We start from the raw sequence: 25,949 nt of genomic DNA on the forward strand, positions 1-25,949 counted from the left end.
GCTCACACGGTGGTGCGGGCGGCCCAGAGGTCGGGGAAGACGACGCGGGCGGCGCTGCGCTCCAGCCAGACCAGGCCGGCGGAGCCGCCGCTGCCCGGCTTGGCCCCCATCGCCCGGCGGACGGCGGTGACGTGCCGCTGCCGCCAGGTGGTGAACACCTCGGCGACGTCGGTGAGCGCCTCCCCCAGCGCGAACAGCTCGTTCGACGGGCGCGGGTCGCGGTAGACCTCGGCCCACAGCCCGGTCACCGCCGGGTCCGGCTCGTGGGTGACGGTCCGGTCCCGCGCCAGGACGGCGGCCGGCACCGGCAGGCCGCGCCGGGCCAGGAACGCCAGCACGTCGTCCTCCAGCGACGGCGCGGCCAGCGCCCGCTGCAGGTCGGCGTGGACGACGGGCAGCCCGCGGTGCGGCCGGACGACGGACTCCGCCTTGAGCCCGAGCAGGAACTCCACGTGCCGGTACTCGTAGGACTGGAAGCCCGACGCCTCGCCGAGGGAGTCCCGGAAGCCGTTGAACTCAGCCGGGGTCAGCCACAGCAGCGACCCCCAGCTGGCGTCCAGCGACCGCAGGTGGTGCACCGAGCGGCGGACCGAGGCCACCGCGCCGTCCAGGTCGTCGGCCCGCAGCTGCCGCTGCGCGAGCTCCCACTCGCGGCGCAGCAGCGTGAACCACAGCTCCATCACCTGGGTGACGACGAGGAACGCCGGCTCGGCCGGGTGGTCGGTGACCGGGCGCACCAGCGCCTGCAGCTGGCGCACCCCGACGTAGGTCTCGTACGGCGTGGCCTCGGCGAACTCGACGGTCGGCAGACCGGCGTTGGCGGCGGCCCGCTCGGCGCGGAGCTGGGCGTCCACCGGGGGCGGGGCGGCGGGACGGATCGCGGCGGGCGCCTCGGGCCGGGCGCCCGGCAGACGGCGGGTGGTCATGGGGACTCTCTACAGCAGCATGGGGGCGTGCCCACCGCCGCCGTCCCACCGCTGCCGGCCGAGGACCACGTCTGCCGCACCTGCGGGCTGGACTTCGCGGCGCTGTCCGTCGAGGACGCGGCCGCGCTGGTCGCCGCCGTCCCGCAGCGGGCCCGGGCCGTGGTCGAGGGCCGGCCGGACGCCGACCTGCGCCGCCGCCCCGACCCGGGCACCTGGTCGGCCGCGGAGTACCTCTGCCACCTGCGCGACGTGCACGTCACCACGACCATCCGGCTGCACCGGGCGCGCACCGAGGAGCTGCCGGTGGTCGAGCCGATGCTCAACGACCTGCGGGCCCGGCGGTTCCGCTACGCCGACTGCGACGTCCCGGCGGTGCTCGGCGAGCTGGCCGCGGCGGTCGCCGGCGTCGCCGACGAGCTGCGCCGGGTCGGCCCGGACGGCTGGGAGCGTCAGGTCACCCGGCTGCCCGGCGAGGAGCGCACCGTCCGCTGGCTGCTCCGCAACGCCGCGCACGAGGGCCGGCACCACCTGGCCGACGTCGAGCGCGGGCTCAGAGCTGCGCGGCCACCAGCGGCTCGAGGGTGAGCTCGGGGCTGCGCTGCTGCAGCGAGCGCAGGTCCCACTTGTCCATGAACAGCGCCAGCAGCTCGCCGTCCTCGCGCTCGAGCACCTCGACCCCGCGGGCCGCGGCCACCGCCGGGGCCGACGCCGCGTCGGTGCGGACGGCGATCGTGTACGACAACCGGTCCAGCTCCACCGGCGCGCCGAACTCGGACTCCATCCGGTGCTGGGCGACCTCGAACTGCATCGGGCCGACGACGGCGAGCACCGGCGCCTGGTCGCCGCGGCGGTCCGAGCGCAGCACCTGGGCCACGCCCTCGGAGTCCAACTGGCCGATGCCGCGGCGGAACTGCTTGAACTTGGCGGTGTCCTTGCCGCGCATCACCGCGAAGTACTCCGGGGCGAAGGTGGTCAGCGGCGGGAACTGCACCTTGGCGTCGACGTAGAGGGTGTCGCCGACCGACAGCGCGTTGGCGTTGACCAGGCCGACGACGTCACCGGGGTAGGCGACGTCGACGCTCTCCCGCTCGCGGCCGAACACGTGCTGGGCGTACTTGGTGGCGAACGGGCGGCCGGTGGTGGCGTGCGTGACGACCATGCCGCGCTCGAACACCCCGGAGCAGATCCGGATGTAGGCCAGCCGGTCGCGGTGCGCGGCGTCCATGCCGGACTGGACCTTGAAGACGAACGCGCTGAACGGGTCGTCGAGCTTGCGCACCGCGCCGTCGGCGTCCGGCCGGCCGGACGGCGGGGGCGCGAGGTCCACCAGCACGTCGAGCAGCGCACCGACGCCGAAGTTGGACACCGCCGAGGCGAAGATGACCGGCGTCGTCTCCCCGGCCAGGAAGCGCTCCTGGTCGTGGTCGGCCTCGGTGGCGTCGAGCAGCTCGCCCTCCTCCACCGCGCGGGTCCAGTCGACGCCCTCGCGGGCCTCGGCCGCCGCGGCGGTGAGCACCTCCTCGGGGGCGATCGTCGCGCCGCCCGCGGTGCGGGTGAACCGGTGGTAGCTGCCGTCGCGGCGGTCGAGCACGCCGCGGAAGTCACCGGCGATGCCGACCGGCCAGGTGAGCGGGGTGGGCACCAGGCCGGTGCGCTCGCTCACCTCGTCCATCAGCTCGAGGGCGTCCTTGCCCGGCCGGTCCCACTTGTTGACCACGGTGATCACCGGGATGCCGCGGTGCCGGCAGACCGCGAACAGCTTCATGGTCTGCGCCTCGAGGCCCTTGGCGGCGTCGATCAGCATCACCGCGGCGTCGACGGCGGTGAGCACCCGGTAGGTGTCCTCGGAGAAGTCCGCGTGCCCCGGGGTGTCCAGCAGGTTCACCACCGCGTCGCGGTACTCGAACTGCAGCGCCGCGGAGGTGATGGAGATGCCGCGGGCCTTCTCCATGTCCATCCAGTCCGACACCGTGCCGCGCCGGCCGGCCTTGCCGTGCACCGCGCCGGCCGAGCCGATCACCCGGGCGTGCAGCGCGAGGGCCTCGGTGAGCGTGGACTTGCCCGCGTCGGGGTGGCTGATGACGGCGAAGGTGCGCCGACGCGCTGCCTGGGGGAGCACCTCGGCCGCGGCGGCGGCGATCGACGGGCTGCTCATGGACGTGCGAGGTCTCCTCGGGTGGAACGGGGTGTACCCCCGACTGTACGGCGGTCGGCGGTCAGAAGTAGTCGAGCAGCTGCGCCTGGGGACCGCTGGCCAGCAGGTCCAGCGCTGCCGGGTCGCCGGTCCCGCCCACCAACCCGGCCTGGGCCACCGACCGGCCGGTGCCCGCCCCGCCGTAGAGGACACCGAAGCCGCGGACGTCGAGCGCCAGGTCAGGCTCCCGCGCCGCCCGGGTGAGCGTCCCGGCGCCGTCGGCCACGGTGAGCTCCCAGGCGCCGGCGTTCCACAGTGCCAGGGCGTCGTCGAGCCGGAACGCCACCCGCCCGCGCACGTGCGCCGGCCAGCCGCGGGTCTCCACCGCCCGGACGACGTCGACCGGGCGGAGCATCCAGACCTGGCCCGAGTGCTCGGCCCGCTCCAGCGGCAGGACCACCGAGAACGGGTCCCCGGCCAGCAGCGGCACCCGCACGGTGCGGGTGACCGTCCGCCAGCCGGCGAGCACGCCGACCAGCGCCCGCGCGGTCGGTGCGTCGCGGGCCAGCAGCGTGGTCACGTCCAGCCGGGCGTCCGGGCCGTAGCCGCGGCCCCGGCCGAACAGCAGCGCACCGGTGAGCTCGCCGTCGACCTCGGCCAGCGTGACGGCGTCGACGCCGCGGGGCAGCGGGGTGTCCGGCGGCTGCAGGTCGAAGAAGCCGCCGCGGCGGGTCAGCAGCCCGTCGCGGGTGCGGGCGACCTGCTCGTACAGGTCGGTGACCAGCGGCAGGTCCGCGGCGTCCCCCGGGCGCAGCGCCACCGCGCCGGTGTCCCGCGGCCGGGGCAGCCCGGCGACGTCCAGCGAGACGGCGCCGAGCACCCCGGCCACCTCCCAGCCGGCGGACCGGTAGACGTCGGAGACCGTCGGGTACAGCGCGCTGACCGCCGCACCGCGCTCGCGGGCGTGCGCGAGCAGCGTGCCCAGCATCGCCCGGGCCACGCCGCCGCCCCGGCTCTCCGGGCGGACCGCGACGCCGCTGACCCCGGCGGAGACCACCCGCCGGCCGCCCCACCAGTGCTCGTGCGGCAGCTCGGTGATCTTGCCGACGAGCCGGCCGGCGTCGTCGAAGGCGCCGAACCGGACGACGCCGTCGACCTCCCGCAGCGCCGAGGGCGGCGGCTCGTCGGGCCCGCCGAAGGCCAGCCGGCCCAGCGACCAGGCGGCCGGCAGCTCCTCGGTGGTCAGCGGGCGCACGGTGGAGCTCACGGCGTCACCCCCGCGGCGACCTCGGTCCGGACGTCGGTCCGGCGGAGCACCAGCCAGGCCGCGACGGCGAACAGCCCGGCGACGGCGGCGCCCAGCGCGGGCACCGCGAACGCGGACTCGGCGCCCCACGCGTCGACCGCCGTCCCGGCCAGCGCGGAGCCGGCGGTGACCCCGACGGTGAGCCCGGTCGAGGTCCAGGTCAGCCCCTCGGTCAGGCCGGCGCGCGGCACCCGCGCCTCCACCAGGCTCATCCCCGCGACCAGCACCGGGGCGATGGTCAGCCCGGCCAGGAACGCGAGGGCGACCAGGGCCGGCAGCGAGCCGACCAGGTGCAGCGACTGCGCGGCGACGGCGAACAGCAGCGCGGTGCCCACGAAGCGGCCGACGAGCGTGCCCGGTACCCGGGCGATGCCGTAGACCAGGCCGGCCACCAGGCTGCCGCCGGCGTAGGCCGACAGCGCGACCCCGGCGGCGACGCCGTGGCCCTCCGCCTCGGCGAAGCCGACGACCACGACGTCCATCGCGCCGAACACCGTGCCGACCGCCAGGTAGGTGACCGCGATCCCGATCAGCCCGGGGGTGAGCACCCGGACCCGGGTCCGCGGCTCACCGGCCACCCGGGGGGTCACCGGCGGCGCGGTCTCCTCCAGCCGGGAGAGCGCCAGCGCGCCGGCCACGCCGAGCAGCAGCCCGGTGAGGAAGCCGACCGGCGGCGCGATCAGGGCGGCCAGGAAGGTGACCAGCGGCGGCGCCATGACGAACACCACCTCGTCGGCGACCGACTCGAACGCGAACGCCGTCTGCCGCTGCCCCGCGTCGGGCAGCGCGTGCGCCCACCGGCTGCGGACCACCGAGCCCACGTTGGCGCCGCTGACCCCGCTGAGCGCGGCGAGGGCGAACCAGGTCCAGTGCGGGGCGTCGGCGAGGACGACGGTGACGAACGCCAGCCCGAACACCAGGTAGAGCAGCGCGGTGCCGCGCAGCACCCGGCTCTGGCCCACCCGGTCCATCGCCCGGGCCCACTGCGGGCTGCCGACCGCGAAGGAGAGGGAGAGGGTCCCGGCGACGGCGCCGGCCAGCGCGTAGCTGCCGGTCTCGCCCTCCACGAGCAGCACCGAGCCGAGGCCGACGGTGGCCATCGGCACGCGGGCGACCAGCCCGGTGAGGGAGAACGCCCGGGTGCCGGGGACGGCGAACAGGTCGAGGTACGGGGTGAGGACGGTGCGGGGTGACACAGCTGCTCTCGCGCTTCCTGGCCACAGGCGAGTGCGGGGGTGCCCGCCGGACCCTCGGGTGGCACGGCGACCGTAACAGCCAGGTGCGACCGCGCCACGGGCTTTCCGGTGCTGGACGCGCCTCCGCCGGCGCGGAACCCTGCACCGCTCCCGGCCGCATCTGCGGAGCGGCGTCGGGAGCCGTTGCCTCGACCAGCGGCACGGCCGGTCCGGACGACTAGATTCGGAGCGGTGACGACCCCCAGCCCCCTGCCCGACCCGCGGGTCCGCCCGCAGGTGGTCGCGGGCAACCCCGGTTCCGGTGGCCTGGTCGACCGGCACGGCCGCGTCGCGACCGACCTCCGGGTGTCGCTGACCGACCGCTGCAACCTCCGCTGCACCTACTGCATGCCGCCCGAGGGGCTGCAGTGGCTGCCGAAGGTCGAGCAGCTCACCGACGAGGAGGTCGTCCGGCTGGTCCGGATCGGCGTCGAGCACCTCGGCATCCGCGAGGTCCGGTTCACCGGCGGCGAGCCGCTGCTGCGCCCCGGCCTGCCCGGCATCGTGGCCGCCACCACCGCGCTGCGGCCCCGGCCGGAGGTGTCGCTGACCACCAACGCCGTCGGGCTCTCCCGGATGGCGCCCGCGCTCGCCGCGGCCGGGCTGGACCGGATCAACGTCAGCCTGGACACCCTGGACCGCGAGCGGTTCAAGCAGCTCACCTACCGGGACCGGCTGCCCGACGTGCTCGCCGGGCTCAAGGCCGCCAAGGACGCCGGGCTGACCCCGGTGAAGATCAACACGGTGCTGCTGCGCGGCATCAACGAGGACGACGCCGTCCCGCTGCTGGAGTACTGCCTCGAGCACGGCTACGAGCTGCGCTTCATCGAGCAGATGCCGCTGGACGCCCACCACGCCTGGACCCGCGGCGAGATGGTCACCGCCGAGGACATCCTGGCGAAGCTGACCGCCGCGCACACCCTGGTGCCCGACGTCGAGGAGCGCGGCGCCGCCCCCGCCGAGCGCTGGCTGGTCGACGGCACCGGGCTGACCGTCGGGGTGATCGCCTCGGTGACCCGCTCGTTCTGCGGCGCCTGCGACCGGACCCGGCTGACCGCCGACGGCCAGATCCGCAACTGCCTGTTCGCCCGCGAGGAGTCCGACCTGCGCACCGCCCTGCGCGAGGGCGCCGACGACCAGGAGATCGCCGACCGCTGGCGGATCGCCACGCTGTCCAAGCTCCCCGGGCACGGGATCGACGACCCCAGCTTCCTGCAGCCGTCGCGTCCGATGTCCGCGATCGGCGGCTGAGCGTGGTCACCGTCCGCTACTTCGCGGGGGCGCGGGCCGCGGTGGGCGTCGACACCGAGACCCGGGAGGCCGGCAGCCTCGACGAGCTGGTCGGCCAGATCGTCGACGCGCACGGCGAGCGGCTGGAGCGGGTGCTCACCGCCTGCTCGTTCCTGGTCGACGGAACCAGCACCCGCGACCGCGCGTTGGTGCTGGCGCCCGGCGCGGTCGTCGACGTACTACCGCCCTTTGCCGGCGGATGAGGAGGGCGAGATGAGCCTGTTCGGGAAGGCCAAGGCCAAGGCGGAGGAGCTGCTCGGTCACGCCGAGGAGGTCTACGGCCAGTCGCACGGCGACGCCGCGGCGACGCTGGACGGCGAGGCCCGCCGGCTGGAGGGCGAGGCCGAGGAGGAGCAGGGCGAGGGCACCGACCGCCGCGACGACGGGCTGGCCGGCGCCCGCTGAGCGCACCGGCTGACGCGCCGGCGCTCAGCCCTGCGGCAGCAGCCGGATCGCGACGAGGGCGACGTCGTCCTCGGGGCGGCCGTGCACCAGCCGGTCCACGAGCTCGTCGCACAGCTCGGGCAGCGGCCGCGCGCCCAGCGCGGCCGCTGCCTCCCGCAGCCTCGCCATGCCCTCGTCGAGGTCGCCGCCGCGCCGCTCGATGAGCCCGTCGGTGAAGAGCAGCACCGTCGTCCCGCGGTCGAGCACGACCACCGACTCGCCGCGCGGCGTGGCCGGGTCGACCCCGAGCATCAGCTCGCCCCGCCACTCGGCGAGCGCGGCCAGCGACCCGTCGGGGTGGATGACCAGCGGTGGCAGGTGCCCGGCGTTGCTCCAGCGCATCCGGGTGACGCCCCGGCTGCGCTCCTCGGCGGTCTGCTCGAGCCGGGCGACCGCCGCGGTGGCGTAGGTGCCCACCCGGAGCTGGGCCATCGCGGCGTCCAGCCCGCGGAGCACCTCGGCCGGCCCGCCGTCGCTGTAGCTGGCGATGCCCCGCAGCAGCGACCGCAGCTGCCCCATCGCCGCGGCCGCGGCGGTGTCGTGACCGACGACGTCGCCGATCACCAGCATCGTCGCGCCCGAGGGCTGGTTGAACGCGTCGTACCAGTCACCGCCGACGCGGGCCGCCTCCGCCGCGGGCAGGTACCGCACCACGACCTCGGCGTGGTCGTGCACGAACGCGTCGGTCAGCAGGCTGCGCTGCAGCTCCTCGGCCAGCTGCACCTGCTGGCTGAACAGCCGGGCGTTGTCCAGCGCCAGCCCGGCCCGGTCGGCGATCTCCTGCGCGGTGGCCTGGTCGGCGCCGGTCAGCCGGCGGTCGCCGTCCAGGTACAGGGTGAGCGCGCCCAGCGTCCGGCCGCGGCCGCGCACCGGCAGGGTGACCGCGGACGTCGGGTCGAGCAGCCGGAGCAGCTCCCGGGCCTCGCCCTCCACCATCCCGGCGAGGACCTCGGAGGCGTCCGCGGCGACCGTCTCGCCCAGCAGGGCCCGCACCACCGGTGACGTCACCGGCATCGCCTCGAGCCGGACGGCGGCGTAGCGCTCGAGGAGGGCCCGGCGGGCGGGGGTGCCGTGCCACCAGCCGACGTCGGCCGGCCGGCCCTCGTCGTCGAGCACGGTGAGGACGCACCAGTCGGCCATCAGCGGGACGATCAGCCGCGGGATCCGGGCGGCCGCGGTCTCGACGTCCAGCGTGCCGGCCAGCTCGGCGGTGACCCGGGCGAGCATCGCCAGCCGCTCCACCGCAGCCCGGCGGTCGGTCACGTCGGTGAAGAACATCGCCAGCCCGCCGTCCTCGGGCACGGCGCGCACCTCGAACCACGCGTCCAGCGGGTGCGGGTAGAAACCCTCGACGGTGCACGGCCGGCCGGTGGCCACCGCCTCGCGGTAGGCGCGGCCGAACTCGTTGTCGACGTTGGCCGGGAACGCCGTCCAGTAGTCGGCGCCGACGAGCTGCTCGACGGTGTACCCGACGACCGCGGCCCCGGCCGGGTTGAGGTAGCTGACCCGCCAGTCGGCGTCGACCTTCAGCACCCCGATGGGCACGCTGTCGAGCGGGGACGGGGTGGACCCGGTCATGGCGCTCCCTCGGGGTCCGCTGCCTGCGGCGTACCGGAGGAGCGCCCTCCCCGGGGTCTGGAGTCGAGCTCGTGCAGTCTACGGGAGGGGGACGTGCGCCTCGGCGAGGACGGCGGTCACGGGCAGGCCACCCACTCCTCCTGGCCGTCGGTGAACACCTGGCGCTTCCAGATCGGCAGCCGGGCCTTCACCTCGTCGACCAGCTCGGCGCAGGCGGCGAACGCCTGCCCGCGGTGGGCCGCGCTGACCGCGCAGGCCAGGGCGACGTCGCCGATGGCGAGCAGGCCCACCCGGTGAGAGACCGCGACCGAGGTGACCTCGGGGCGGGCGGCGAACTCGGCGGCGATCTCGGCGATCAGCTCCGGCGCGGTGGGGTGCCCGACGTACTCCAGCTCGGTGACCGACCGGCCGCCGTCGTGGTCCCGGACCACCCCGGCGAAGGAGACGACGGCGCCCGCCGCCTTGTCGGCGACGGCGGCCTCGTGCTCGGCGACCGACAGCGGCTCCTCGGTGACCCGGGCCAGCAGCGTGTCCACGGCGCGACGGTACCCGCGCTCAGCCCGGCGGCACGTCGAGGTCGGTCGGGTCGGCCAGACCGGTGCAGTCGACCTCGAGGACGTCGTGCGCGGCCAGGTAGCGGCGGGCGCCCTCGTCGCCGGTCGCCGTCCCTGCCACCCCGGCCCAGTGCTCGCGGCCGAGCAGCACCGGGTGCCCGCGGACGCCGTCGTAGCTCGCCACGGCCAGCGCGTCGGGCGCCGCGTGCCCGGCCATCCGGGCCAGCGCCCCCGGGGTCATCCCCGGCATGTCCACCAGCTGCACCAGCGCCGCGTCGACCCGCCCCGGCCACCCGCGCAGCCCGTCCAGCCCGGTGCGCAGGCTCGACGCCATCCCGCTCGCCCAGTCGGGGTTGACCAGCACGGTCGCGCCGGCCAGGTCGGCGGTGCGCCAGACGTCGGCCGCCTGCGCGCCGAGGACGACCAGCACCGGGTCGCAGACCGCGGCCGCCGTCCGGACCGCCCGCTCGACCAGCAGGCTGCCCTCGTACTCGACCAGCGCCTTGGGCATGCCGTACCGCCGTCCCCCGCCGGCGGCCAGCACCAGCCCCGCCACCGGCACGTCCGACGTCACGCCGCCCACCCTGCCAGACCCCTCCGCAGGTTTCGGCGCCGAAACCGGGTCCTCAGCGGGTGTAGACGGCGACCTCGGAGGCCTTGACCGAGGCCCAGACCTCGGCTCCGGGCGCCAGGCCGAGCTCGGCGAAGGACGTCGCGGTGACGTCGGCGGTGAGCGGCACCTCGCCGGCCAGGTCGCAGCGCACCACCGAGCCGTGCGGGGTGGCCGCCACCAGGCGGAGCTGCCAGACGTTGCGCGGGCTGCCCGCCGGGCGCTGCAGGTACAGCGCCACCGACTCGGGCCGGATCGCCACGAACACCGGTCCGGCGGCCTCCTCCGCGACCGTGACGAGGCCGCCACCGTCGAGAGCGACCTGCTGGCCGGTCCCGGTGCCGGGCAGCAGCACCAGCCCGACCAGCCGGGCCACGTAGTCGGTGCGCGGCCGCCGGGCGACCTCGGCGGGCGTGCCGGCCTGGACGATGCGGCCGTCCTCGACCACCACCACCCGGTCGGCCAGCGCCATCGCGTCGACCGGGTCGTGGGTGACCAGCACCGCGCTGCCGGCGTAGTCCGCGAGGTGCCGGTGCAGCTCGGCGCGCACGGTGAGCCGGGTGCGGGCGTCGAGCGCGGACAGCGGCTCGTCCAGCAGCAAGACCCGCGGGTCACCGACCAGCGCCCGGGCCAGGGCCGCGCGCTGCGCCTGCCCGCCGGAGAGCTCGCCGGGACGGCGGTCGCCCAGCTCGCCCAGCCCGACCCGGTCCAGCCACGGCGCGGCCGCGGCCCGGGCCGGCGCCCTGCGCATCCCCCGCGACCGGAGCCCGAAGGCGACGTTCTCGGTGATCGACAGGTGCGGGAACAGCAGGTGGTCCTGGAACACCATGCCCAGCGACCGCTGGTGCGCCGGCAGGTGCCGGTCGGCGGCGTCCCAGACCTCCTCGCCGACCACCACCCGGCCGGCGTCCGGGGAGAGCAGCCCGGCCAGCACCCGCAGCACCGTGGACTTGCCGGCACCGTTGGGCCCGAGCAGGGCGAGGACCTCCCCGTCGGCCACCGACAGGTCGACGTCGACCTCCAGCGACCCGCGCTGGACGACGACGTGCGCGTGCAGGCTCATGCCGCCGCTCCGCGCCCGAGCCACCGGTCGCGCAGCAGCAGCAGCGTGCCGAGCGAGACGGCCAGCAGCACCAGCGACAGGACGATCGCCGCCTCGGGGTCGCGCTGCAGGGCGAGGTAGACCGCGAGCGGCATGGTCTGCGTGGTGCCCGGGAAGTTGCCGGCGAAGGTGATCGTCGCGCCGAACTCGCCGAGCGCGCGGGCCCAGCACAGCACGGCACCCGCGCCGATCCCCGGCGCGACCAGCGGCAGCGTGACCCGGCGGAACGCCGTCCACCGGTCGGCGCCGAGGGTGGCCGCGGCGTCCTCGAACCGGGCGTCGGCCGCCCGCAGCGCGCCCTCCACGCTGATCACCAGGAACGGCATCGCCACGAACGTCTCGGCGATGACCACGGCCGCGGTGGTGAACGGGATGGTCACCCCGAGGTGCTCGTACAGCGGCCGGCCGAGGATGCCGGTGCGGCCGAGGACGAGGAACAGCGCGACCCCGCCGACCACCGGTGGCAGCACCAGCGGCACCGTCACCAGCGCGCGGAGCACCGCCCGGCCGCGGATCCGCGAGCGGGCCAGCACCCAGGCCAGCGGGACGCCGAGCACCAGCGACACCAGGGTGGCCAGCGTGGCCGAGAGCAGCGAGAGCCTCAGCGCCTGGCCGACCTCCGGCTGCGCCAGCTGCGGCCCGATCGACGACCACGGCGCCCGGACCACCAGCCCGAGCAGGGGCAGCACCAGGAAGGCGACCGCCAGCAGCGCCGGGACGAGCAGCGGCAGCGGCACCCCGCTACCCCGGGGTCGTCGCCTCACGCCGGCGCGCGGAAGCCCGCGTCGGTGAGCGCCTGCTGCCCGGCGTCGGACTCCACCAGGTCCACGAACGCCTGCGCGGCCTCGGGGTTCGGTGCGGCCGCCATCGTGCAGATCGGGTAGTCGTTGACCTCCTGCTCGGCCTCCGGGAACGGGATCCCCTCGACGTCGGGGCCGGCCGCCTGCACGTCGGTGGCGTACACGAGCGCCGCGTCCACCTCACCGAGCTGCACCTTGGTGAGCGCCGCCTTGACGTCCTCCTCCTCGGTGTCGGGCTGCGGGGTGATCCCGGCGTCGGCGAAGACGGCGGCAGCCGCGGCACCGCACGGGACGTCGGCGGCGCAGACGGCGAGGGTGAGGTCGGCGTCGCCGAAGTCGGCCAGGCCGGTGACGTTGCCGGGGTTGCCCTCGGGCACCGCGATCTCCAGCACGTTCCCGGTGAAGACCGCCGGGTCGGCGGCCTGCAGACCGGCGTCGGTGACCACGGTCATCTGCTCGTCGTTGGCCGAGGCGAAGACGTCGGCCGGGGCGCCCTGGGTCAGCTGGGTGGCCAGCGCGGAGCTGCCGGCGAAGTTGAACTGGACCTGCAGTCCGGGGTTCTCGGCCATCAGCTGGTCGCCGAGGTCACCGAAGACGTCGGTCAGCGAGGCGGCGGCGAACACGGTCAGCGTGCCGCTCAACCCACCGCCCGGGCCCGACGACGTCGTCCCGACGGCGGTGTCCGACGCGGACCCCCCGCACCCGGTGAGCGCGAGCACGGCGACCGCCGGCAGCGCGAGCAGTGCCCGGGTCCTCATCGCGTCCTCCGCTCCGGCGACCCACTCGCAGTGGACCGCGCCTGCGGCACCCTAGCCCACGAACCTCCGCAGGTGCGGAGCTCAAGGGAGGCTGAAGCCGGCGGCGGTGAGCGCCTACTGGCCGGTGTCGGACACCACCAGCTCGACGAAGGCCAGCGCGCCGTCCGGGTTGTCCGCGTCGGTGAGCAGGCAGATCGGGTAGCCGACGAGGTCCCCGGTCCGGTCGTCGGTGGCGAACAGGGTCGGCGCCGTGGAGACGATGCCGTTGTTCGTGACCACGTCCATCGGGTCGGTGCCGGCGGAGGCGAAGACGTCGGCCGGGGTGCCGTCGGTCAGCCGCTGCGCCAGGTCGGCGCTCGCACCGAACTCGAACTGCACGTCCAGCCCGGGGTGGTCGTCCTCCAGTTGCTGCCCGAGCTCGGTGAAGACGCCGGTGAGCGAGGTGTCCGCGAGCACGGTCACCGTGCCCGTGAGCTCCTCGGCCGGTGCGTCGTCCGCCCCGCAGCCGGCCAGGGCCAGGACAGCGAGGAAGGCCGCCCACCTCACGGCACGTCGACGCTGACCTGGGTGGCCTTCACGGTCGCGACCGCCCGGACGCCGACCTCCAGCCCGAGCTCGTCGGCGGCCTCGCGGGACATCAGCGAGACCAGCCGGAACGGGCCGGCCTGGATCTCGACCTGGGCCATCACGGTGTCCCGGACGACGCGGGTGACGATGCCGGTCAGCCGGTTGCGCGCCGACGACGACCGGGTGGTGCCCGGCTGCGGGGCCGGGTGCAGCTCGGTGGCGACCCGGGCCAGGTCGGCGCCGTCGACCTGCGCCGGGCCGGACTCGCGGGTGGCCGACAACCGGTCGCTGTCGATCCAGCGGCGGACGGTGTCGTCGCTGACGCCGAGCAGCGCGGCGGCCTCGGCGATCCGGTAGGAGGTGGGCACGGGCGCACGGTAGTCCGCCGGGACGTGCGGTCTGCCCGGCCGACTCGGTGGTGCACGATCTGGTTTGTCGATCAGACCTCGCGGGCAGTCGGCGACGGTGACCGCGACCGCCCAGCGTCCCGCCGACCCAGCGACCAGGGCGGGTGGCTCGGCGTCCGTGCGCACCCGCCGGATCCGGGAGACCGCCCGCGACGTCCTGGGGTTCACCGAGTTCCGCCCGGGCCAGGAGGCCGCCATGCAGGCGGTGGCCGCGGGGCGGGACACCCTGGCCGTGCTGCCGTCGGGCGCGGGCAAGTCCGCCGTCTACACGGTCGCCGGCCTGCTGCTCGACGGCCCGGTCGTCATCGTCTCGCCGCTCATCGCCCTGCAGCGGGACCAGGTGCAGCGCCTGGAGGAGCTCGGCGAGGACGCGGTCGGCCGGGCCGCGGTGCTCAACTCCGGGCTGTCCGTGCTGGAGCACCAGGCGGTGCTCGACGGCATGCGTGACGGAACGGTCCGCTTCGTCTTCCTCGCCCCTGAGCAGCTGGCCAAGGCCGAGGTCGTCGAGGCCATCCGGACGGCGGCGCCGGCGCTGTTCGTCGTCGACGAGGCGCACTGCGTCTCCGCCTGGGGCCACGACTTCCGCCCGGACTACCTGCGGCTCGGCGGCGTGGTGCAGCAGCTCGGGCACCCGACGGTGCTCGCCCTGACCGCCACCGCGGCCCCGCCGGTGCGGGCCGAGATCCTCGAGCGGCTGGAGATGGTGGACCCGGCGGTCGTCGTCGCCGGGTTCGACCGCCCGGAGATCCGGCTGGAGGTGGAGCACCACGCCGACGCCCAGCACAAGCACCACGCTGTCCTGGACAAGGTCTCCGACCTGAGCCGGCAGGGCATCGGCATCCTCTACAGCGCCACCCGCAAGGGCACCGAGGAGTTCGCCGCGGCGCTCACCGGCCGGGGGCTGCGCGCGGCGGCGTACCACGCGGGGCTGAAGAAGAGCGACCGCGAGGAGGTGCAGCGGCAGTTCATGGACGACGAGCTGGACGTCGTCGTGGCCACCACCGCGTTCGGCATGGGCATCGACAAGCCGGAGACCCGCTTCGTCGTGCACGCCGAGCCCGCCGACTCGGTCGACAGCTACTACCAGGAGATCGGCCGGGCCGGGCGGGACGGTGAGCCGGCGGTCGCCGTCCTGGTCTACCGGCAGGAGGACCTGGGCATCCGGAAGTTCTTCGCCGCCGGCGCACCCGCCGAGGAGGAGCTGCAGGAGGTCGCCGGCCTGGTGCAGGCCGGTGTCGCGGCCGGCCTGGACGGCGTCGACGTCACCGAGCTCCGCGAGGAGACCGGCCGGCCCGCCACCCCGCTGGTGCGCGACCTCAACCTGCTCGAGCAGGCCGGGGCCGTCGTCCTCGACGACGAGGGGGCGGCGTCCCCGGCACCGGGCGGACCCGCGCCCGGGGAGGCCGCCGCGGCCGCCCGCGAGCTCGCCGAGCAGCACACCAAGGTCGACGAGAGCCGGATCGAGATGATGCGCGGCTACGCCGACACCACCCGCTGCCGCCGCCAGTACCTGCTCGGCTACTTCGGCGAGCAGCTCGACGAGCCCTGCGGCAACTGCGACACCTGCAGCTCGGGCTCCGCCTACGAGCACGCCGACGCGGTCGTCGACGGCGACCACCCGTTCCCGGTGGACACCGCCGTCGAGCACACCGAGTGGGGCCCCGGCGTGGTCATGCGGCACGAGGAGGACCGCGTCGTCGTCCTGTTCGAGCAGGTCGGCTACAAGACGCTGGGGCTGCAGGCCGTGCTGGACCACCACCTGCTCAGCGAGCGCGCCGGGGCCTGAGGCCTCAGCAGCGGACCCAGTCGCTCCAGCCCTCGCCCTCCTCGCGGCGCTGCAGCAGCGCCCCGTCCGCGGTCACCGCGAGCAGGACCTGGCCGCGGTCGGGTCCGGGCCCGGCGGCGACCGAGACGACGCGGAGGCCGTCGGGGGCGCTCATCGGCTGCCAGTCCGACCACCCGCCGTCCGGGCCGGACCTGCTGTGCTGCAGGCCGCCGTCGGACCGGACCACCCACCGCTCCAGCGAGGTCGGCCCGACGGTGGACAGGGCGACGGCCCGGACCCGGTCGACCGGCAGCCCCTCCCACCCGGACCACCCGCCGGACCCGTCGTGCCGGGACCAGGCGCAGCCGGCGGTGTCGGAGACGACGAGCTCGGTGCCGCCGTCGCCGCGCGGGGCGGCGGCCACGGAGGTGACCCTCCCGGGGGCCTCCATCCGGGCCCACTCCGACGCGCCCTGCGGGCCGACCTGCTGGTGCCACAGCTGCCCGTCGTCCTGCACGACCCAGCGCGCCAGCCGGCCGGCGCCGGCGGAGGTCGCGACGCTGCGGGCGGTGCCGTCGAAGGGCAGCCGCTCCCACGCGCCCCACGCCCGCCCCTGCCCCTGCCGGGCCCACAGCCGGCCGTCGAGGTCGGCGACCAGCAGCCGGCCGTCGCCCTCGGCCGGGGAGCCGGCGCTGACCGAGGCGGCCAGCGCACCCTCGGGCAGCTCGCTCGGCTCGCCGTCCGACAGGAGGCCGCCGTCGCGGTCGACGGACCAGGTCTGCAGCTGCCCCGGGGCCGGCGACCACAGGTCCACGACCCGGCGGACGCCGTGCGTCTCGGGCCGGGCGTCCTCGCCGTCGGTGGCCAGCGAGGGGAGGTCCAGCCGCCACCGGCACTGGTCGGCGACCCACTGGTCGTGGGTGATCACGATGACCGGGATCTGCCGGGCGGCCTGGCGCAGCGCGTCGAGGACGTCGCGCGTCGTCGCCACGTCGAGGTTGGCCGTCGGCTCGTCGGCGACCACCAGCCCGACGTCGCGGGCCAGCATCCGGGCGATGGCCACCCGCTGCTGCTGGCCGCCGGACAGCTCGGCGATGAGCCGGTCGGCCATGCCGGCCAGCCCCATCGCCTCCAGCGCCCGCTCCGCCCGGCCGGCCCGCTCCGCCTGCGGGATCTCGGCGTCGCCCATGTCCAGCAGCAGCATGTCCCAGGGGGTGTAGTCCGGGAGCAGGCCGTAGCCCTGCGGGATGTAGCCGATCCGCCGGCGGTGCAGCTGCCGGTCGGCGTCCCGCCCCTCCTCCACGACCGCGGACCACTCCTGCCCGAACACCCGCAGCGACCCCTCGTAGGGCGACTGCTCCTGACCGCCGAGGAGGGCGCCGAAGGTGGACTTGCCTGCGCCGGACTCGCCCATCACGGCCACCAGGCCGGGCTCGGACACGGAGAACTCGTCGACGGCGAGCAGCAGCGGGCCGCCCGGGTAGCGGAAGCGGAGCCCGACGACCTCGACCACCGGGGCGGTCACTGCACGGCCTGCATGGTCTTGGGCGACTTGCCGGCGGCCAGCCAGGCGGGGATCGCCGTCGCGACCCCGGCCAGCAGGATCGTGATCGGGAACGAGGCGAACAGCGAGACGGCGTTGAAGGTGACCGGCAGCACCGTGAGGTCCCGGATGGCGAACCCGCCCAGGACGCCGAGCGCCTCGCCGACCAGCGCGCCGCCCACCACCGGCGGCGTCATCTCCTTCATGAAGTCGGTCACCAGCCGGCCGCGGAACACCCCGCTCTGCCGGCGGATGCCGATCTCGCGCTTGCGCGACTGCATGAGCACCCAGCCGACGGTCGCCGTGGCGGCGGCCGTCTGGATGATCATGGCCGAGGTCACCGCCACGGTCAGCGCGCCGAGGATGGCCTCGATCAGGCCGACGTCGAGGAAGCCCACGTCCTGCAGCTGCGGCACGTCCAGGTCGGCCTGGATCCGGTCGGAGACGCCGTAGGAGATCGACATCAGCAGGACGGCGAAGGCGACGCCCATGGCCACCGACAGCCCGGAGACGAGTCGCCACGGCCCGGAGCGGGCGGGCCGGGGGGAACGGGTCATGCGCGCAGCACTCCAGGGTCGGGCCGGACGGGATGATCAACTACGGATGATCAAGATAGCCACAGTTCCGTCCGAACGGGGTTCGTCCTGCGCCGTCCCTGATCCCAGGTGATGATCTAGGTCTGACCGGGCGGCCAGCGCCCGGCTGATTGGAGCGCGCACGTGAAGGTGCTGGGCATCAACGCCATCTACCACGACCCGTCGGCCGCCCTGGTCGTCGACGGCAGGGTCGTGGCCGCCGCCGAGGAGGAGCGGTTCAGCCGGCGCAAGCACGGCAAGCGCCCGCTGCCGTGGAGCGCCTGGGAGCTGCCCGAGCTGTCCGCGGCCTGGTGCCTGGCGGAGGCCGGGATCCGGCCCGAGGAGCTCGACGCGGTCGCCTACTCCTTCGACCCGGCGCTGATGGGCACCCCGGAGGACTCCGGCCTCTTCGACGACGGCGACGTCATGCGCAAGCGGTACGCCGAGATGGCGCCGGACTTCCTGGCCCACGCGCTGCCCGGCCTCGACCCGGCGAAGGTCCGCTTCGTCAAGCACCACGTGGCCCACGCCGCCTCGGCCGGGCTGGCCGCGCCGCAGCGGGACAACTCGGTGCTGGTGCTCGACGGCCGCGGCGAGGCGCACAGCCACCTGGCCGGCCGGTACGTCGACGGGCAGCTGGAGGTGCTCGCCGGCCAGGCGCTGCCGCACTCGCTGGGGCTGATGTACGAGGACCTCACCGACCACCTGGGCTTCCTGCGCAGCTCCGACGAGTTCAAGGTCATGGCGATGGCCTCCTACGGCAAGCCGCGCTTCGCCGGCGAGCTGTCGGAGCTGATCCGCGCCACCGGCGACGGCGGCTTCCGGACGGAGAAGATCGACTACACCGAGTTCGCCCCCCGGCTGGGCAAGGGCGACGCCTGGACCGAGGACCACGCCGACCTGGCCGCCAGCGTGCAGCAGCGCCTCGAGGAGGTGCTGGTCGACCTGGCCCGCTGGGTGCACGAGCAGACCGGCGACCGGGTCCTCACCCTCGCCGGCGGCACGGCGCTGAACTGCGTGGCCAACACCCGCATCCTCGCCGAGAGCCCGTTCGAGCAGGTCTGGGTGCAGCCGGCCGCCGGCGACTCCGGGACGGCGCTCGGCGCCGCCCTGCACGTGGCCCGCGAGCTCGGCGAGGACACCCAGCCCATGCCCGGCGCGGCGCTGGGCCGCGGGTGGAGCGACGCGGAGATCGAGCAGGTCCTCACCACCGCGGCCATCGACTACGAGCGCCCCGACGACGTCGCCGAGGCCGTCGCCGAGGTGCTGGCCGACAACGGCATCGTCGCCTGGTTCCAGGGCCGCAGCGAGTACGGCCCGCGCGCGCTGGGCCACCGCTCGCTGCTGGCCCACCCCGGCTTCGAGGCCAACCTCGAGCGGATGAACGACGTGAAGGGCCGCGAGCAGTTCCGGCCGGTCGCGCCCATGGTGCTGCTGGAGAAGGCGGCGGAGATCTTCAGCCGCGGCCCGATCCCCTCGCCGTACATGCTCTTCGTGCACGACGTGGCCCCGGAGTGGCGGGACCGCATCCCCACCGTCACCCACGTCGACGGGACGGCGCGGATCCAGACGATCGACCCGGAGGTCTCCCCCCTGGTCCACCGGATGATCTCCGCCTTCGAGCGGCGCACCGGGCTGCCCGTGGTGGTCAACACCAGCCTCAACACCGCCGGCCGGCCGATGGTCGACGACCCGCGGGACGCGCTGGAGTGCTTCGGCTCGGCCCCGGTCGACCTGCTCGCCATCGGCCCGTTCGTCGTCCGCCGGCCGCGGGCGACCCCGCGGCCGGCCGCCAGGTGACGGTTTCCTCTCCGTTCGGGTGACCCCGCGTTCCCGGGTCGGGGCGCGGGGTACCTGAGGGCCGCCTGTCGAGACACCGGCGGGCGCGACACACAGGGGACGACCCCCCATGTCCACCGCAGACCTCCCGGCGTCGGCTCCCGGGGGATGACCTGGCCCGAGCAGCTGGCCCTGGCCTTCGGCGTGGTCTACATCAACCCGATGCACAACGTGGTGCACATCCTGGTCGGCGTGGCCGGCATCGCGCTGTCGGGCACGCTCGGGGTGCCCGCACCTACGGCTGGCTGCTCGCCGTCGGCTACGGCGCGGCCTTCGTCTACGGGCTGATCGCCATCGACGAGGACTGGGACTTCCTGAACCTGAACTGGGCGGACAACCTCCTGCACCTGGGAACGGCTCTGGTCGGCCTGGTCATCGCCCTGGGCATGGTGCGGACGGTCCGGACCGAGCGCGGCGCCGACCACTCGCTGCGCACGAACCGCTAGTCCCCACCCCCGACCGCCCCGGACGCCGCCGGTGTCCGGGGCGGTCGCGCGTGCGCACCCCGGTGGGCTGCGACACAGCTCCGGCGCTAACGTCCCGGCATGGACTTCACCCTCTCCGCCAAGGCCGAGGACGTCAGTGGCCGGATGTGGGACTTCATGCGGGACCAGGTGTTCCCCGCTGAGCCCGTCTACGAGGAGTGGCGCGCCGCGCGCGGCCACGACGACCACGCCCACCCACCCGTGCTGGAAGAGCTCAAGACCGAGGCCCGCAAGCGCGGCCTGTGGAACCTCTTCCACCACGAGCTCGGCGGGATGACCAACCTCGAGTACGCCTCGATCGCCGAGATCATGGGCTGGTCGCCGACGATCGCGCCGGAGGTGACCAACTGCGGGGCGCCGGACACCGGCAACATGGAGACCCTGATGCTCTTCGGCACCCAGGAGCAGAAGGACCGCTGGCTCGCCCCGCTGCTCGAGGGCGAGATCCGCTCCGGGTTCGCCATGACCGAGCCGGACGTCGCGTCGTCGGACGCGCGCAACATCCAGACCTCGATCGTCCGCGACGGCGACGAGTACGTGATCAACGGCCGCAAGTGGTGGACCTCGGGTGCCGCCGACGAGCGCTGCCAGATCTTCATCGTCATGGGCAAGACCGACCCCGAGGGCGCGCCGCACCGGCAGCAGTCGATGGTGCTCGTGCCGCGGGACACCCCCGGCCTGGAGATCGTCCGGCACCTGCCGGTGTTCGGGTACCAGGACCAGCACGGGCACTCGGAGCTGCGGTTCACCGACGTCCGGGTGCCGGTGACCAACATCCTCTCCGGCGAGGGCGACGGCTTCATGATCGCCCAGGCCCGGCTCGGGCCCGGGCGCATCCACCACTGCATGCGCGCGATCGGCATGGCCGAGCGGGCGCTGGCGCTGATGGTGGAGCGGTCCCAGGCACGCGTGGCGTTCGGCCGGCCGCTGGCCGAGCAGGGCACCGTGCGGGAGTCGATCGCCCTCTCCCGGATCGAGATCGACCAGGCGCGGCTCTACGTGCTCAAGACCGCCGACCTGATCGACCGGTACGGGGCCAAGGGCGCCCGTACCGAGATCTCGGCGATCAAGGTGGCCGCACCGCGGGTGGCGCTCGACGTCATCGACCGCGCCATCCAGCTGCACGGCGGTGCCGGCGTCAGCAACGACACGATCCTGGCGCGCTTCTACGCCAGCGCCCGCACGCTGCGGATCGTCGACGGCCCGGACGCGGTGCACATTCGCGGCGTCGCCAAGGAGGAGCTGGCCCGGGAGCGCCCCTACAGCGGTTGACCGGCGGGCCGGTGGCCGTCAGGGGGTGAGCGTGCTCCCGAACGAGCCACCGGCCAGCTTGGCCATCAGCTGCGTCCGGTCCAGCCCCACCGCGGCCAGCGCGTCGGCGTCCCGGTCGGTGTCGATCTGCTCGGGCAGCTGCGCGGCCACCTTCTCGGCCTGCTCGTTGTCACCCTCGGTGTGCAGCAGCTGCACCAGCTTGGCGCGGTCGATGTGCACGGCTCCTCCTGACCTCGGTGTGCTGGCGGTCACACTGCCGCGTCCGCCGCGGCCGCGCCAGCCCTGCGGGTCAGCGCGGCTGCGACCGCCGGACCAGGAAGCCGCCGACGCCGGCGAGCACCAGGGCCAGCACGAGCTGGCCGATGCCCACCCCGCTGCGGTCGCTGCTGAACCAGGTGACCGAGGACAGCAGCAGGACGACGGCGACGCCCAGCACGAGCAGGCCGACCAGCCGCTCGCGGCGCGCGGGTGGGCTGCCGGGCTCGGGTGAGGTCACGACCGGAGACCCTAACGACCGCCCGCTGGAAGCGGTCCCAGTCCTCGGCGGCCCCCGGCGGCGTGTCCCCGGTGGTAGGACGAGGGGCATGGACGACCGGCGCCGGCCCCCCGTGACGCTCGAGCACGTCGCCCGGGTCGCCGGGGTCTCCCGGGCCACCGCGTCCCGGGTGCTGACCGGCTCCGGACCGTCGTCGGCGGAGGCCCGGCGCCGGGTGCAGGCGGTGGCCGAGCAGCTGGGCTACGCCGCCGACCCGGTCGCCCGGGCGCTGGTGCACGGCCGGGGCACCCGGCTGGTGGTCGCGGCCACCGCCACCGCGCCGGACGCGCTGGCGTGCGCGTACCTGTCCCGGGTGGTCACCACCGCCGCCGCGGTCTGCGCCGGGCAGGGGCTCGGGGTGGCGCTGGAGTGGCTGCCGCTGGACGGGCCGGAGTCCGTGCTCGACGGGCTGGCCCGGGACCGCTCGGTGGCCGGGGTCGTGCTGGTCAACACCACCCGGCGGGTGCTGGGCTCGGTGCCCCGGGAGCTGCACGGCCGGGTCGTCTCCATCGGCGCCGGCAGCGGCGAGGTCCCGTTGGTCGACATCGACACCGAGGCGGCCGCGACGGCGATCGTCGGCCACCTGGTGACCGCGGGGCGCCGGCGGATCGCGCTGCTGGCCGGCCCGGCCTGGCTGCCGTGCTCCGAGCGGCCGGTGGCCGCCTACCGGGCGGCGGTCGCCGCCGCCGGGCTGCCGGTGCGCGTCGTCGGCGGCGGCTTCGACACCGCCAGCGGCCGGGCGGGGCGGCCGAGGCACTGCGCCGCTGGCCGGACACCGACGCCGTCTACGGCATCTGCGACGAGGTGGCGCTCGGCGCCCTGCAGGTGCTGCGGGCCGCGGGCCGGCAGGTGCCCGGCGACGTCGCCGTGGCCGGCTTCGACGACATCCCGGCCGCGGAGCCGACCGGGCTGACCACCGCGACCCACCCGGTCGAGCGCATCGCCGGCGCCGCGGCCCGCAGCCTCCTGGTCGGGGGCACCGGCGGGCCGACGTACTTCGGTTCCGACCTGGTGGTCCGGCAGAGCGCCTGAGCCCTTGTCAGGCAAGTGCCCACTTGCCTATCGTCTCCGGGGTGGGCGACGTGTTCAAGGCCCTCGCCGACCCGACCCGGCGGCTGGTGCTCGACGAGCTGCAGGAACGGGACGGGCAGACGCTGTTCGAGCTGTGCACCCGGCTGGTCACCCGGCACGGGGTCGGCTCGAGCCGGCAGGCCGTGTCCCAGCACCTGGACGTGCTGGAGGCGGCCGGCCTGGTGGTCCGCCGGCGCGAGGGCCGCTACACGTTCCTGCACCTGGACACCGCACCGCTGCGGGCCATCACCGACCGCTGGCCCGCCCGCCCCCCGGAGGAGACCCCGTGAAGATCGCCATGACCAGCGTCCTCGTCGACGACCAGGAGAAGGCGCTGCGGTTCTACACCGACGTGCTGGGCTTCGTGACCAAGCACGACGTCCCGATGGGCGAGCACCGCTGGCTCACCGTCGTCTCCCCCGAGGCCCCCGACGGCGTGGAGCTGGTGCTGGAGCCCGACGCCCACCCGGCGGTGCGGCCGTTCAAGGCGGCGCTGGTCGCCGACGGCATCCCGTTCACCGCCTTCGCGGTCGAGGACGTGCACGCCGAGCACGCCCGGCTGGTCGCGGCCGGGGTCACCTTCACCCAGGCGCCGCTGACCATGGGCCCGGTCACCACCGCCGTCCTCGACGACACCTGCGGCAACCTCATCCAGCTCGCCAGCATGTGACCTCGGGGGGGCTCACAGCGCCCCTCTGAAAGCTGTGACCCGCGTTACGAAAGCGCTCGACTTTCGTACGCCTGTGCACCGTTGACGCGCTGCTTTCGCGGGGTTTACGTTCCCCGCCACCAGGTCCACCGAGGGGCCCGGTCTCGTCACCGCCGACGAGGAGCGCGAGGGGGTCGTCATGCCGTCCTACGACGAGCACGCCCGCTCCGAGCTGATCCTCTCGGCGCTCGGTGCGAACGGCCGGGTGCAGGTCAACGAGCTCGCCGAGCGGCTCGAGGTCTCCGCCGTCACCATCCGCAAGGACCTCGACGCCCTCGAGCAGCGGTCCGCGCTCCGCCGGGTCCGCGGCGGCGCCGTGACCGCGCCGATGCTGGACGAGGGCTCCTTCGAGACCCGGCTGCAGGCCCACCGCGCGGAGAAGCAGGCGATCGCCCGGGCGGTCGCGCCGCTGGTCCGGGACGGCGACGTCATCGCGCTGGACTCCTCGAGCACCTGCCACTACCTGGCCCGGGAGCTGGTGGACCGCCGCTCGCTCGTGGTGATCACCAACGGCATGCCGACCGCGACGCTGTTCTCCGAGCGGTCGGACGCGACGGTGCTCGTCCCGGGCGGCGTCGTCCGCCGGTCGGCCCGGTCCGTGGTCGGGGTGTTCGGCGACGTGCTCGCCGGGCGCGGCTCCATCGACAAGCTCTTCATCGGCGCGCACGCGGTCTCCGTCGAACGCGGGCTGCTGGAGATGGCCCTGGAGGAGGCGCAGGCCAAGCAGTACCTCGCCGCGCACTGCCGCCAGCTCTACGGGCTCGCCGACGCCAGCAAGTTCGGCAGCTTCTCGCTGCACACCGCGGCGCCCACCGCCGACATCACGGCGGTCTACACCGACGCCGGAGCCGACCCCGAGCTGGTCGCGAAGCTGGAGGCCGACGGCCTGCCGGTGCACCGGGTGCCCGTGCCCGAGGAGGACCGGTGACCCGGGCCGTGCGCACCGTCGCCGCGGTCGACCTGGGCGCCGAGAGCGGCCGGGTCGTGCGCGCCACCTTCGACGGCGAGCGCCTGGACGCCGCCGAGGTCAGCCGGTTCGCCCACCTGCCCCGGCCGGTCGACGGGATCCTCCGCTGGGACCTGGCCGGCCTGACCCGGGACATCACCGCCGGGCTCGGCGCGCTCGGCACGGACGCCCCGGTCGCGTCGGTCGGGGTCGACTCCTGGGGCGTGGACTACGGCCTGCTCCGGGCCGACGGCACGCTGCTGGACGCCCCCACCTGCTACCGCGACCCGCGGCAGCTGGTCGCGCTCGACGAGGCCCTGGCCACGGTCGGCCGGGACCGCCTGTACCGGGCCACCGGGACCCAGATCAACGAGATCAACACCGTGTTCGCGCTGCTCTCCGACGCGCGCACCACCCGCCGGCTGGACGACGCGGCGACCCTGCTGATGCTCCCGGACGTCTTCCACCACCTGCTGTCCGGCTCCCGGGTCACCGAGTTCACCGCCGCCTCCACCTCCGGGCTCTACGACATGGTCGGCCGGCGCTGGGCGGTCGAGCTCGCCGAGGAGCTGGGCATCCCGGCCCGCGTGCTGCCGGAGGTCGTGCCGGCGGGCACCGACCTGGGCCCGGTCGTCGGCGCCCTCGGCGAGGGGCCGCTGGCCGGCGCCCGGGTGGTCGCGCCGGCCGGTCACGACACCGCGAGCGCCGTCGTCGCCACGCCCTTCACCGCACCGGGGGCGCTGTTCGTCTCCTCGGGCACCTGGTCCCTGGTGGGCGTCGAGACCCCGCACGCCGTCGTCACGCCGGAGTCCGAGGCGGCCAACCTCACCAACGAGGGCGGCGTCGCCGGCACCACCCGGCTGCTCCGCAACGTGATGGGCCTGTGGCTGCTGCAGGAGTGCCGGCGGGCCTGGGCCCGGCAGGGGCTGCAGCTCAGCTACGCCGAGCTGGTCGAGCTGGCCGCGCAGGAGCCGGAGCTGCGCAGCGTGGTCAACCCCAACGCCCCGGAGTTCCTCGCCCCCGGCGACATGCCCGCCCGGGTGCAGGCCTACTGCGAGCGCACCGGCTCGCCGGTGCCGCAGACGCCGGGCGCGGTCGCGCGCTGCGTCGTCGACAGCCTGGCGCTGTCCTACCGGACCACCGTGGAGGACATCGCGGCGGTCACCGGCACGCCACCGCCGGCCGTGCACATCACCGGCGGCGGCGCCCGCAACCGGCTGCTGGCCCAGGCCACCGCGGACGCGACCGGGCTGCCGGTGCACTGCGGTCCGGTCGAGGCGACCGCCCTGGGCAACGCCGCCGTCCAGCTGGTCGCCCTGGGCGAGCTGGCCGACGTGGCCGAGGTGCGCGCCGTCGTGGCCCGGACCGCCGAGATCCGCACTTGCTCCCCGCGCCCGCAGGCGCGCTGGGAGGAGGCCGCAGCCCGGCTGCGGCAGATGACTCTGGACGACGACCGGCGACGGGGGCTCCTCCCGAGCTGAGACACGACCGACGTCCC

General features: G+C 75.2%; 28 protein-coding genes and 2 pseudogenes. 14 read left to right on the forward strand and 16 right to left on the reverse strand.

The window, feature by feature from the left end; all coding sequences use genetic code 11:
* Positions 1-2: 2 nt before the first annotated feature.
* Positions 3-926 (reverse strand): tryptophan 2,3-dioxygenase, encoded by a 924-nt coding sequence (locus tag MODMU_RS25790; RefSeq protein ID WP_014743370.1) that lies wholly within the window; start codon positions 924-926, stop codon positions 3-5.
* Between the two features lie 27 nt (positions 927-953).
* On the opposite strand from MODMU_RS25790, the gene MODMU_RS25795 reads away from it, so the two are divergent.
* Positions 954-1,511 (forward strand): DinB family protein, encoded by a 558-nt coding sequence (locus MODMU_RS25795; protein ID WP_014743371.1) that lies wholly within the window; start codon positions 954-956, stop codon positions 1,509-1,511.
* On the opposite strand, the gene MODMU_RS25800 is transcribed toward MODMU_RS25795, so the two are convergent.
* From MODMU_RS25800 to MODMU_RS25810, 3 genes are all read right to left on the reverse strand, one after another.
* Positions 1,477-3,081: a peptide chain release factor 3 gene (locus tag MODMU_RS25800; RefSeq protein WP_014743372.1), complete on the reverse strand. Its 1,605-nt coding sequence runs from the start codon at positions 3,079-3,081 to the stop codon at positions 1,477-1,479. The genes MODMU_RS25795 and MODMU_RS25800 overlap by 35 nt on opposite strands.
* A 61-nt stretch (positions 3,082-3,142) precedes the next feature.
* Positions 3,143-4,327: a GNAT family N-acetyltransferase gene (locus MODMU_RS25805; protein WP_014743373.1), complete on the reverse strand. Its 1,185-nt coding sequence runs from the start codon at positions 4,325-4,327 to the stop codon at positions 3,143-3,145.
* On the reverse strand, positions 4,324-5,562 hold the full coding sequence (locus tag MODMU_RS25810; protein WP_014743374.1) for an MFS transporter: 1,239 nt from the start codon (positions 5,560-5,562) through the stop codon (positions 4,324-4,326). Before MODMU_RS25810 ends, MODMU_RS25805 begins: the two co-directional genes overlap by 4 nt.
* Before the next feature lie 231 nt (positions 5,563-5,793).
* Here MODMU_RS25810 and moaA point away from each other — a divergent pair, with 231 nt between their 5' ends.
* The 3 genes from moaA to MODMU_RS25825 are packed head-to-tail and all read left to right on the forward strand — an operon-like array spanning position 5,794 to position 7,296.
* Complete coding sequence (gene moaA / locus MODMU_RS25815) at positions 5,794-6,852, forward strand: GTP 3',8-cyclase MoaA (protein WP_014743376.1); 1,059 nt, start codon at positions 5,794-5,796, stop codon at positions 6,850-6,852.
* Between the two features lie 2 nt (positions 6,853-6,854).
* Complete coding sequence (locus MODMU_RS25820; protein ID WP_014743377.1) at positions 6,855-7,094, forward strand: MoaD/ThiS family protein; 240 nt, start codon at positions 6,855-6,857, stop codon at positions 7,092-7,094.
* Positions 7,095-7,104: 10 nt separating this feature from the next.
* Positions 7,105-7,296: a hypothetical protein gene (locus MODMU_RS25825; protein WP_014743378.1), complete on the forward strand. Its 192-nt coding sequence runs from the start codon at positions 7,105-7,107 to the stop codon at positions 7,294-7,296.
* A gap of 24 nt (positions 7,297-7,320) precedes the next feature.
* Here MODMU_RS25825 and MODMU_RS25830 read toward each other — a convergent pair whose 3' ends face one another.
* The 8 genes from MODMU_RS25830 to MODMU_RS25865 form a co-directional block, all read right to left on the reverse strand.
* Positions 7,321-8,913 carry a SpoIIE family protein phosphatase gene (locus MODMU_RS25830; protein WP_014743379.1) on the reverse strand — a complete coding sequence of 531 codons (1,593 nt, stop codon included), beginning with the start codon at positions 8,911-8,913 and terminating at the stop codon, positions 7,321-7,323.
* A 116-nt stretch (positions 8,914-9,029) separates the two neighbouring features.
* On the reverse strand, positions 9,030-9,449 hold the full coding sequence (locus MODMU_RS25835) for a molybdenum cofactor biosynthesis protein MoaE (protein ID WP_014743380.1): 420 nt from the start codon (positions 9,447-9,449) through the stop codon (positions 9,030-9,032).
* A 19-nt stretch (positions 9,450-9,468) separates the two neighbouring features.
* Entirely contained in the window at positions 9,469-10,041 is a 573-nt protein-coding gene (locus MODMU_RS25840; RefSeq protein WP_014743381.1) for a nucleotidyltransferase family protein, read from the reverse strand.
* 52 nt (positions 10,042-10,093) lie between these two features.
* Entirely contained in the window at positions 10,094-11,140 is a 1,047-nt protein-coding gene (locus tag MODMU_RS25845) for an ABC transporter ATP-binding protein (protein ID WP_014743382.1), read from the reverse strand.
* Positions 11,137-11,916, reverse strand: coding sequence for an ABC transporter permease (locus MODMU_RS25850; RefSeq protein ID WP_014743383.1), 780 nt, complete (start codon positions 11,914-11,916; stop codon positions 11,137-11,139). Before MODMU_RS25850 ends, MODMU_RS25845 begins: the two co-directional genes overlap by 4 nt.
* Positions 11,917-11,939: 23 nt before the next feature.
* Entirely contained in the window at positions 11,940-12,737 is a 798-nt protein-coding gene (gene modA, locus MODMU_RS25855) for a molybdate ABC transporter substrate-binding protein (protein WP_014743384.1), read from the reverse strand.
* A gap of 114 nt (positions 12,738-12,851) precedes the next feature.
* Positions 12,852-13,283, reverse strand: a complete 432-nt coding sequence (locus tag MODMU_RS25860; protein ID WP_014743385.1) for an extracellular solute-binding protein — start codon at positions 13,281-13,283, stop codon at positions 12,852-12,854.
* Positions 13,280-13,672 carry a TOBE domain-containing protein gene (locus MODMU_RS25865; protein WP_014743386.1) on the reverse strand — a complete coding sequence of 131 codons (393 nt, stop codon included), beginning with the start codon at positions 13,670-13,672 and terminating at the stop codon, positions 13,280-13,282. Before MODMU_RS25865 ends, MODMU_RS25860 begins: the two co-directional genes overlap by 4 nt.
* A gap of 157 nt (positions 13,673-13,829) precedes the next feature.
* Between MODMU_RS25865 and MODMU_RS25870 the strand changes: the two genes are divergently transcribed.
* Positions 13,830-15,497, forward strand: a complete 1,668-nt coding sequence (locus tag MODMU_RS25870) for a RecQ family ATP-dependent DNA helicase (protein ID WP_014743387.1) — start codon at positions 13,830-13,832, stop codon at positions 15,495-15,497.
* Between the two features lie 4 nt (positions 15,498-15,501).
* Here the strand turns inward: MODMU_RS25870 and MODMU_RS27400 are convergent, their stop codons facing one another.
* Complete coding sequence (locus MODMU_RS27400; RefSeq protein ID WP_014743388.1) at positions 15,502-17,001, reverse strand: ATP-binding cassette domain-containing protein; 1,500 nt, start codon at positions 16,999-17,001, stop codon at positions 15,502-15,504.
* Entirely contained in the window at positions 16,998-17,576 is a 579-nt protein-coding gene (locus MODMU_RS27405) for an ABC transporter permease (protein ID WP_051144086.1), read from the reverse strand. The genes MODMU_RS27400 and MODMU_RS27405 overlap by 4 nt, the downstream gene beginning before the upstream one ends.
* Before the next feature lie 162 nt (positions 17,577-17,738).
* Here MODMU_RS27405 and MODMU_RS25880 point away from each other — a divergent pair, with 162 nt between their 5' ends.
* From MODMU_RS25880 to MODMU_RS25890, 3 genes and pseudogenes are all read left to right on the forward strand, one after another.
* Positions 17,739-19,394 (forward strand): carbamoyltransferase family protein, encoded by a 1,656-nt coding sequence (locus tag MODMU_RS25880; RefSeq protein ID WP_014743390.1) that lies wholly within the window; start codon positions 17,739-17,741, stop codon positions 19,392-19,394.
* A gap of 201 nt (positions 19,395-19,595) precedes the next feature.
* Positions 19,596-19,879 (forward strand): annotated as a pseudogene (locus tag MODMU_RS27995) (DUF4383 domain-containing protein).
* 99 nt (positions 19,880-19,978) lie between these two features.
* Positions 19,979-21,190 carry an acyl-CoA dehydrogenase family protein gene (locus MODMU_RS25890; RefSeq protein WP_014743392.1) on the forward strand — a complete coding sequence of 404 codons (1,212 nt, stop codon included), beginning with the start codon at positions 19,979-19,981 and terminating at the stop codon, positions 21,188-21,190.
* An 18-nt stretch (positions 21,191-21,208) separates the two neighbouring features.
* Here the strand turns inward: MODMU_RS25890 and MODMU_RS25895 are convergent, their stop codons facing one another.
* Entirely contained in the window at positions 21,209-21,409 is a 201-nt protein-coding gene (locus MODMU_RS25895; RefSeq protein WP_014743393.1) for a hypothetical protein, read from the reverse strand.
* A gap of 70 nt (positions 21,410-21,479) precedes the next feature.
* Positions 21,480-21,686 (reverse strand): hypothetical protein, encoded by a 207-nt coding sequence (locus MODMU_RS25900; protein WP_014743394.1) that lies wholly within the window; start codon positions 21,684-21,686, stop codon positions 21,480-21,482.
* Positions 21,687-21,774: 88 nt separating this feature from the next.
* Here MODMU_RS25900 and MODMU_RS29860 point away from each other — a divergent pair.
* From MODMU_RS29860 to MODMU_RS25925, 6 genes and pseudogenes are all read left to right on the forward strand, one after another.
* Positions 21,775-21,921 (forward strand): annotated as a pseudogene (locus tag MODMU_RS29860) (LacI family DNA-binding transcriptional regulator); the annotation flags it as partial.
* Between the two features lie 443 nt (positions 21,922-22,364).
* On the forward strand, positions 22,365-22,757 hold the full coding sequence (locus MODMU_RS29865; RefSeq protein ID WP_014743396.1) for a substrate-binding domain-containing protein: 393 nt from the start codon (positions 22,365-22,367) through the stop codon (positions 22,755-22,757).
* A 41-nt stretch (positions 22,758-22,798) separates the two neighbouring features.
* On the forward strand, positions 22,799-23,086 hold the full coding sequence (locus tag MODMU_RS25910) for an ArsR/SmtB family transcription factor (RefSeq protein ID WP_014743397.1): 288 nt from the start codon (positions 22,799-22,801) through the stop codon (positions 23,084-23,086).
* Positions 23,083-23,466 (forward strand): VOC family protein, encoded by a 384-nt coding sequence (locus tag MODMU_RS25915; protein WP_014743398.1) that lies wholly within the window; start codon positions 23,083-23,085, stop codon positions 23,464-23,466. Before MODMU_RS25910 ends, MODMU_RS25915 begins: the two co-directional genes overlap by 4 nt.
* Before the next feature lie 178 nt (positions 23,467-23,644).
* Entirely contained in the window at positions 23,645-24,433 is a 789-nt protein-coding gene (locus MODMU_RS25920; protein ID WP_014743399.1) for a DeoR/GlpR family DNA-binding transcription regulator, read from the forward strand.
* The gene (locus MODMU_RS25925) at positions 24,430-25,932 is read left to right on the forward strand and encodes a rhamnulokinase (protein ID WP_014743400.1); all 1,503 of its coding nucleotides are present in this window, start codon (positions 24,430-24,432) and stop codon (positions 25,930-25,932) included. Before MODMU_RS25920 ends, MODMU_RS25925 begins: the two co-directional genes overlap by 4 nt.
* Positions 25,933-25,949: the final 17 nt, after the last annotated feature.

The organism is Modestobacter italicus, from assembly GCF_000306785.1.
GTDB classification, from domain to species: domain Bacteria; phylum Actinomycetota; class Actinomycetes; order Mycobacteriales; family Geodermatophilaceae; genus Modestobacter; species Modestobacter italicus.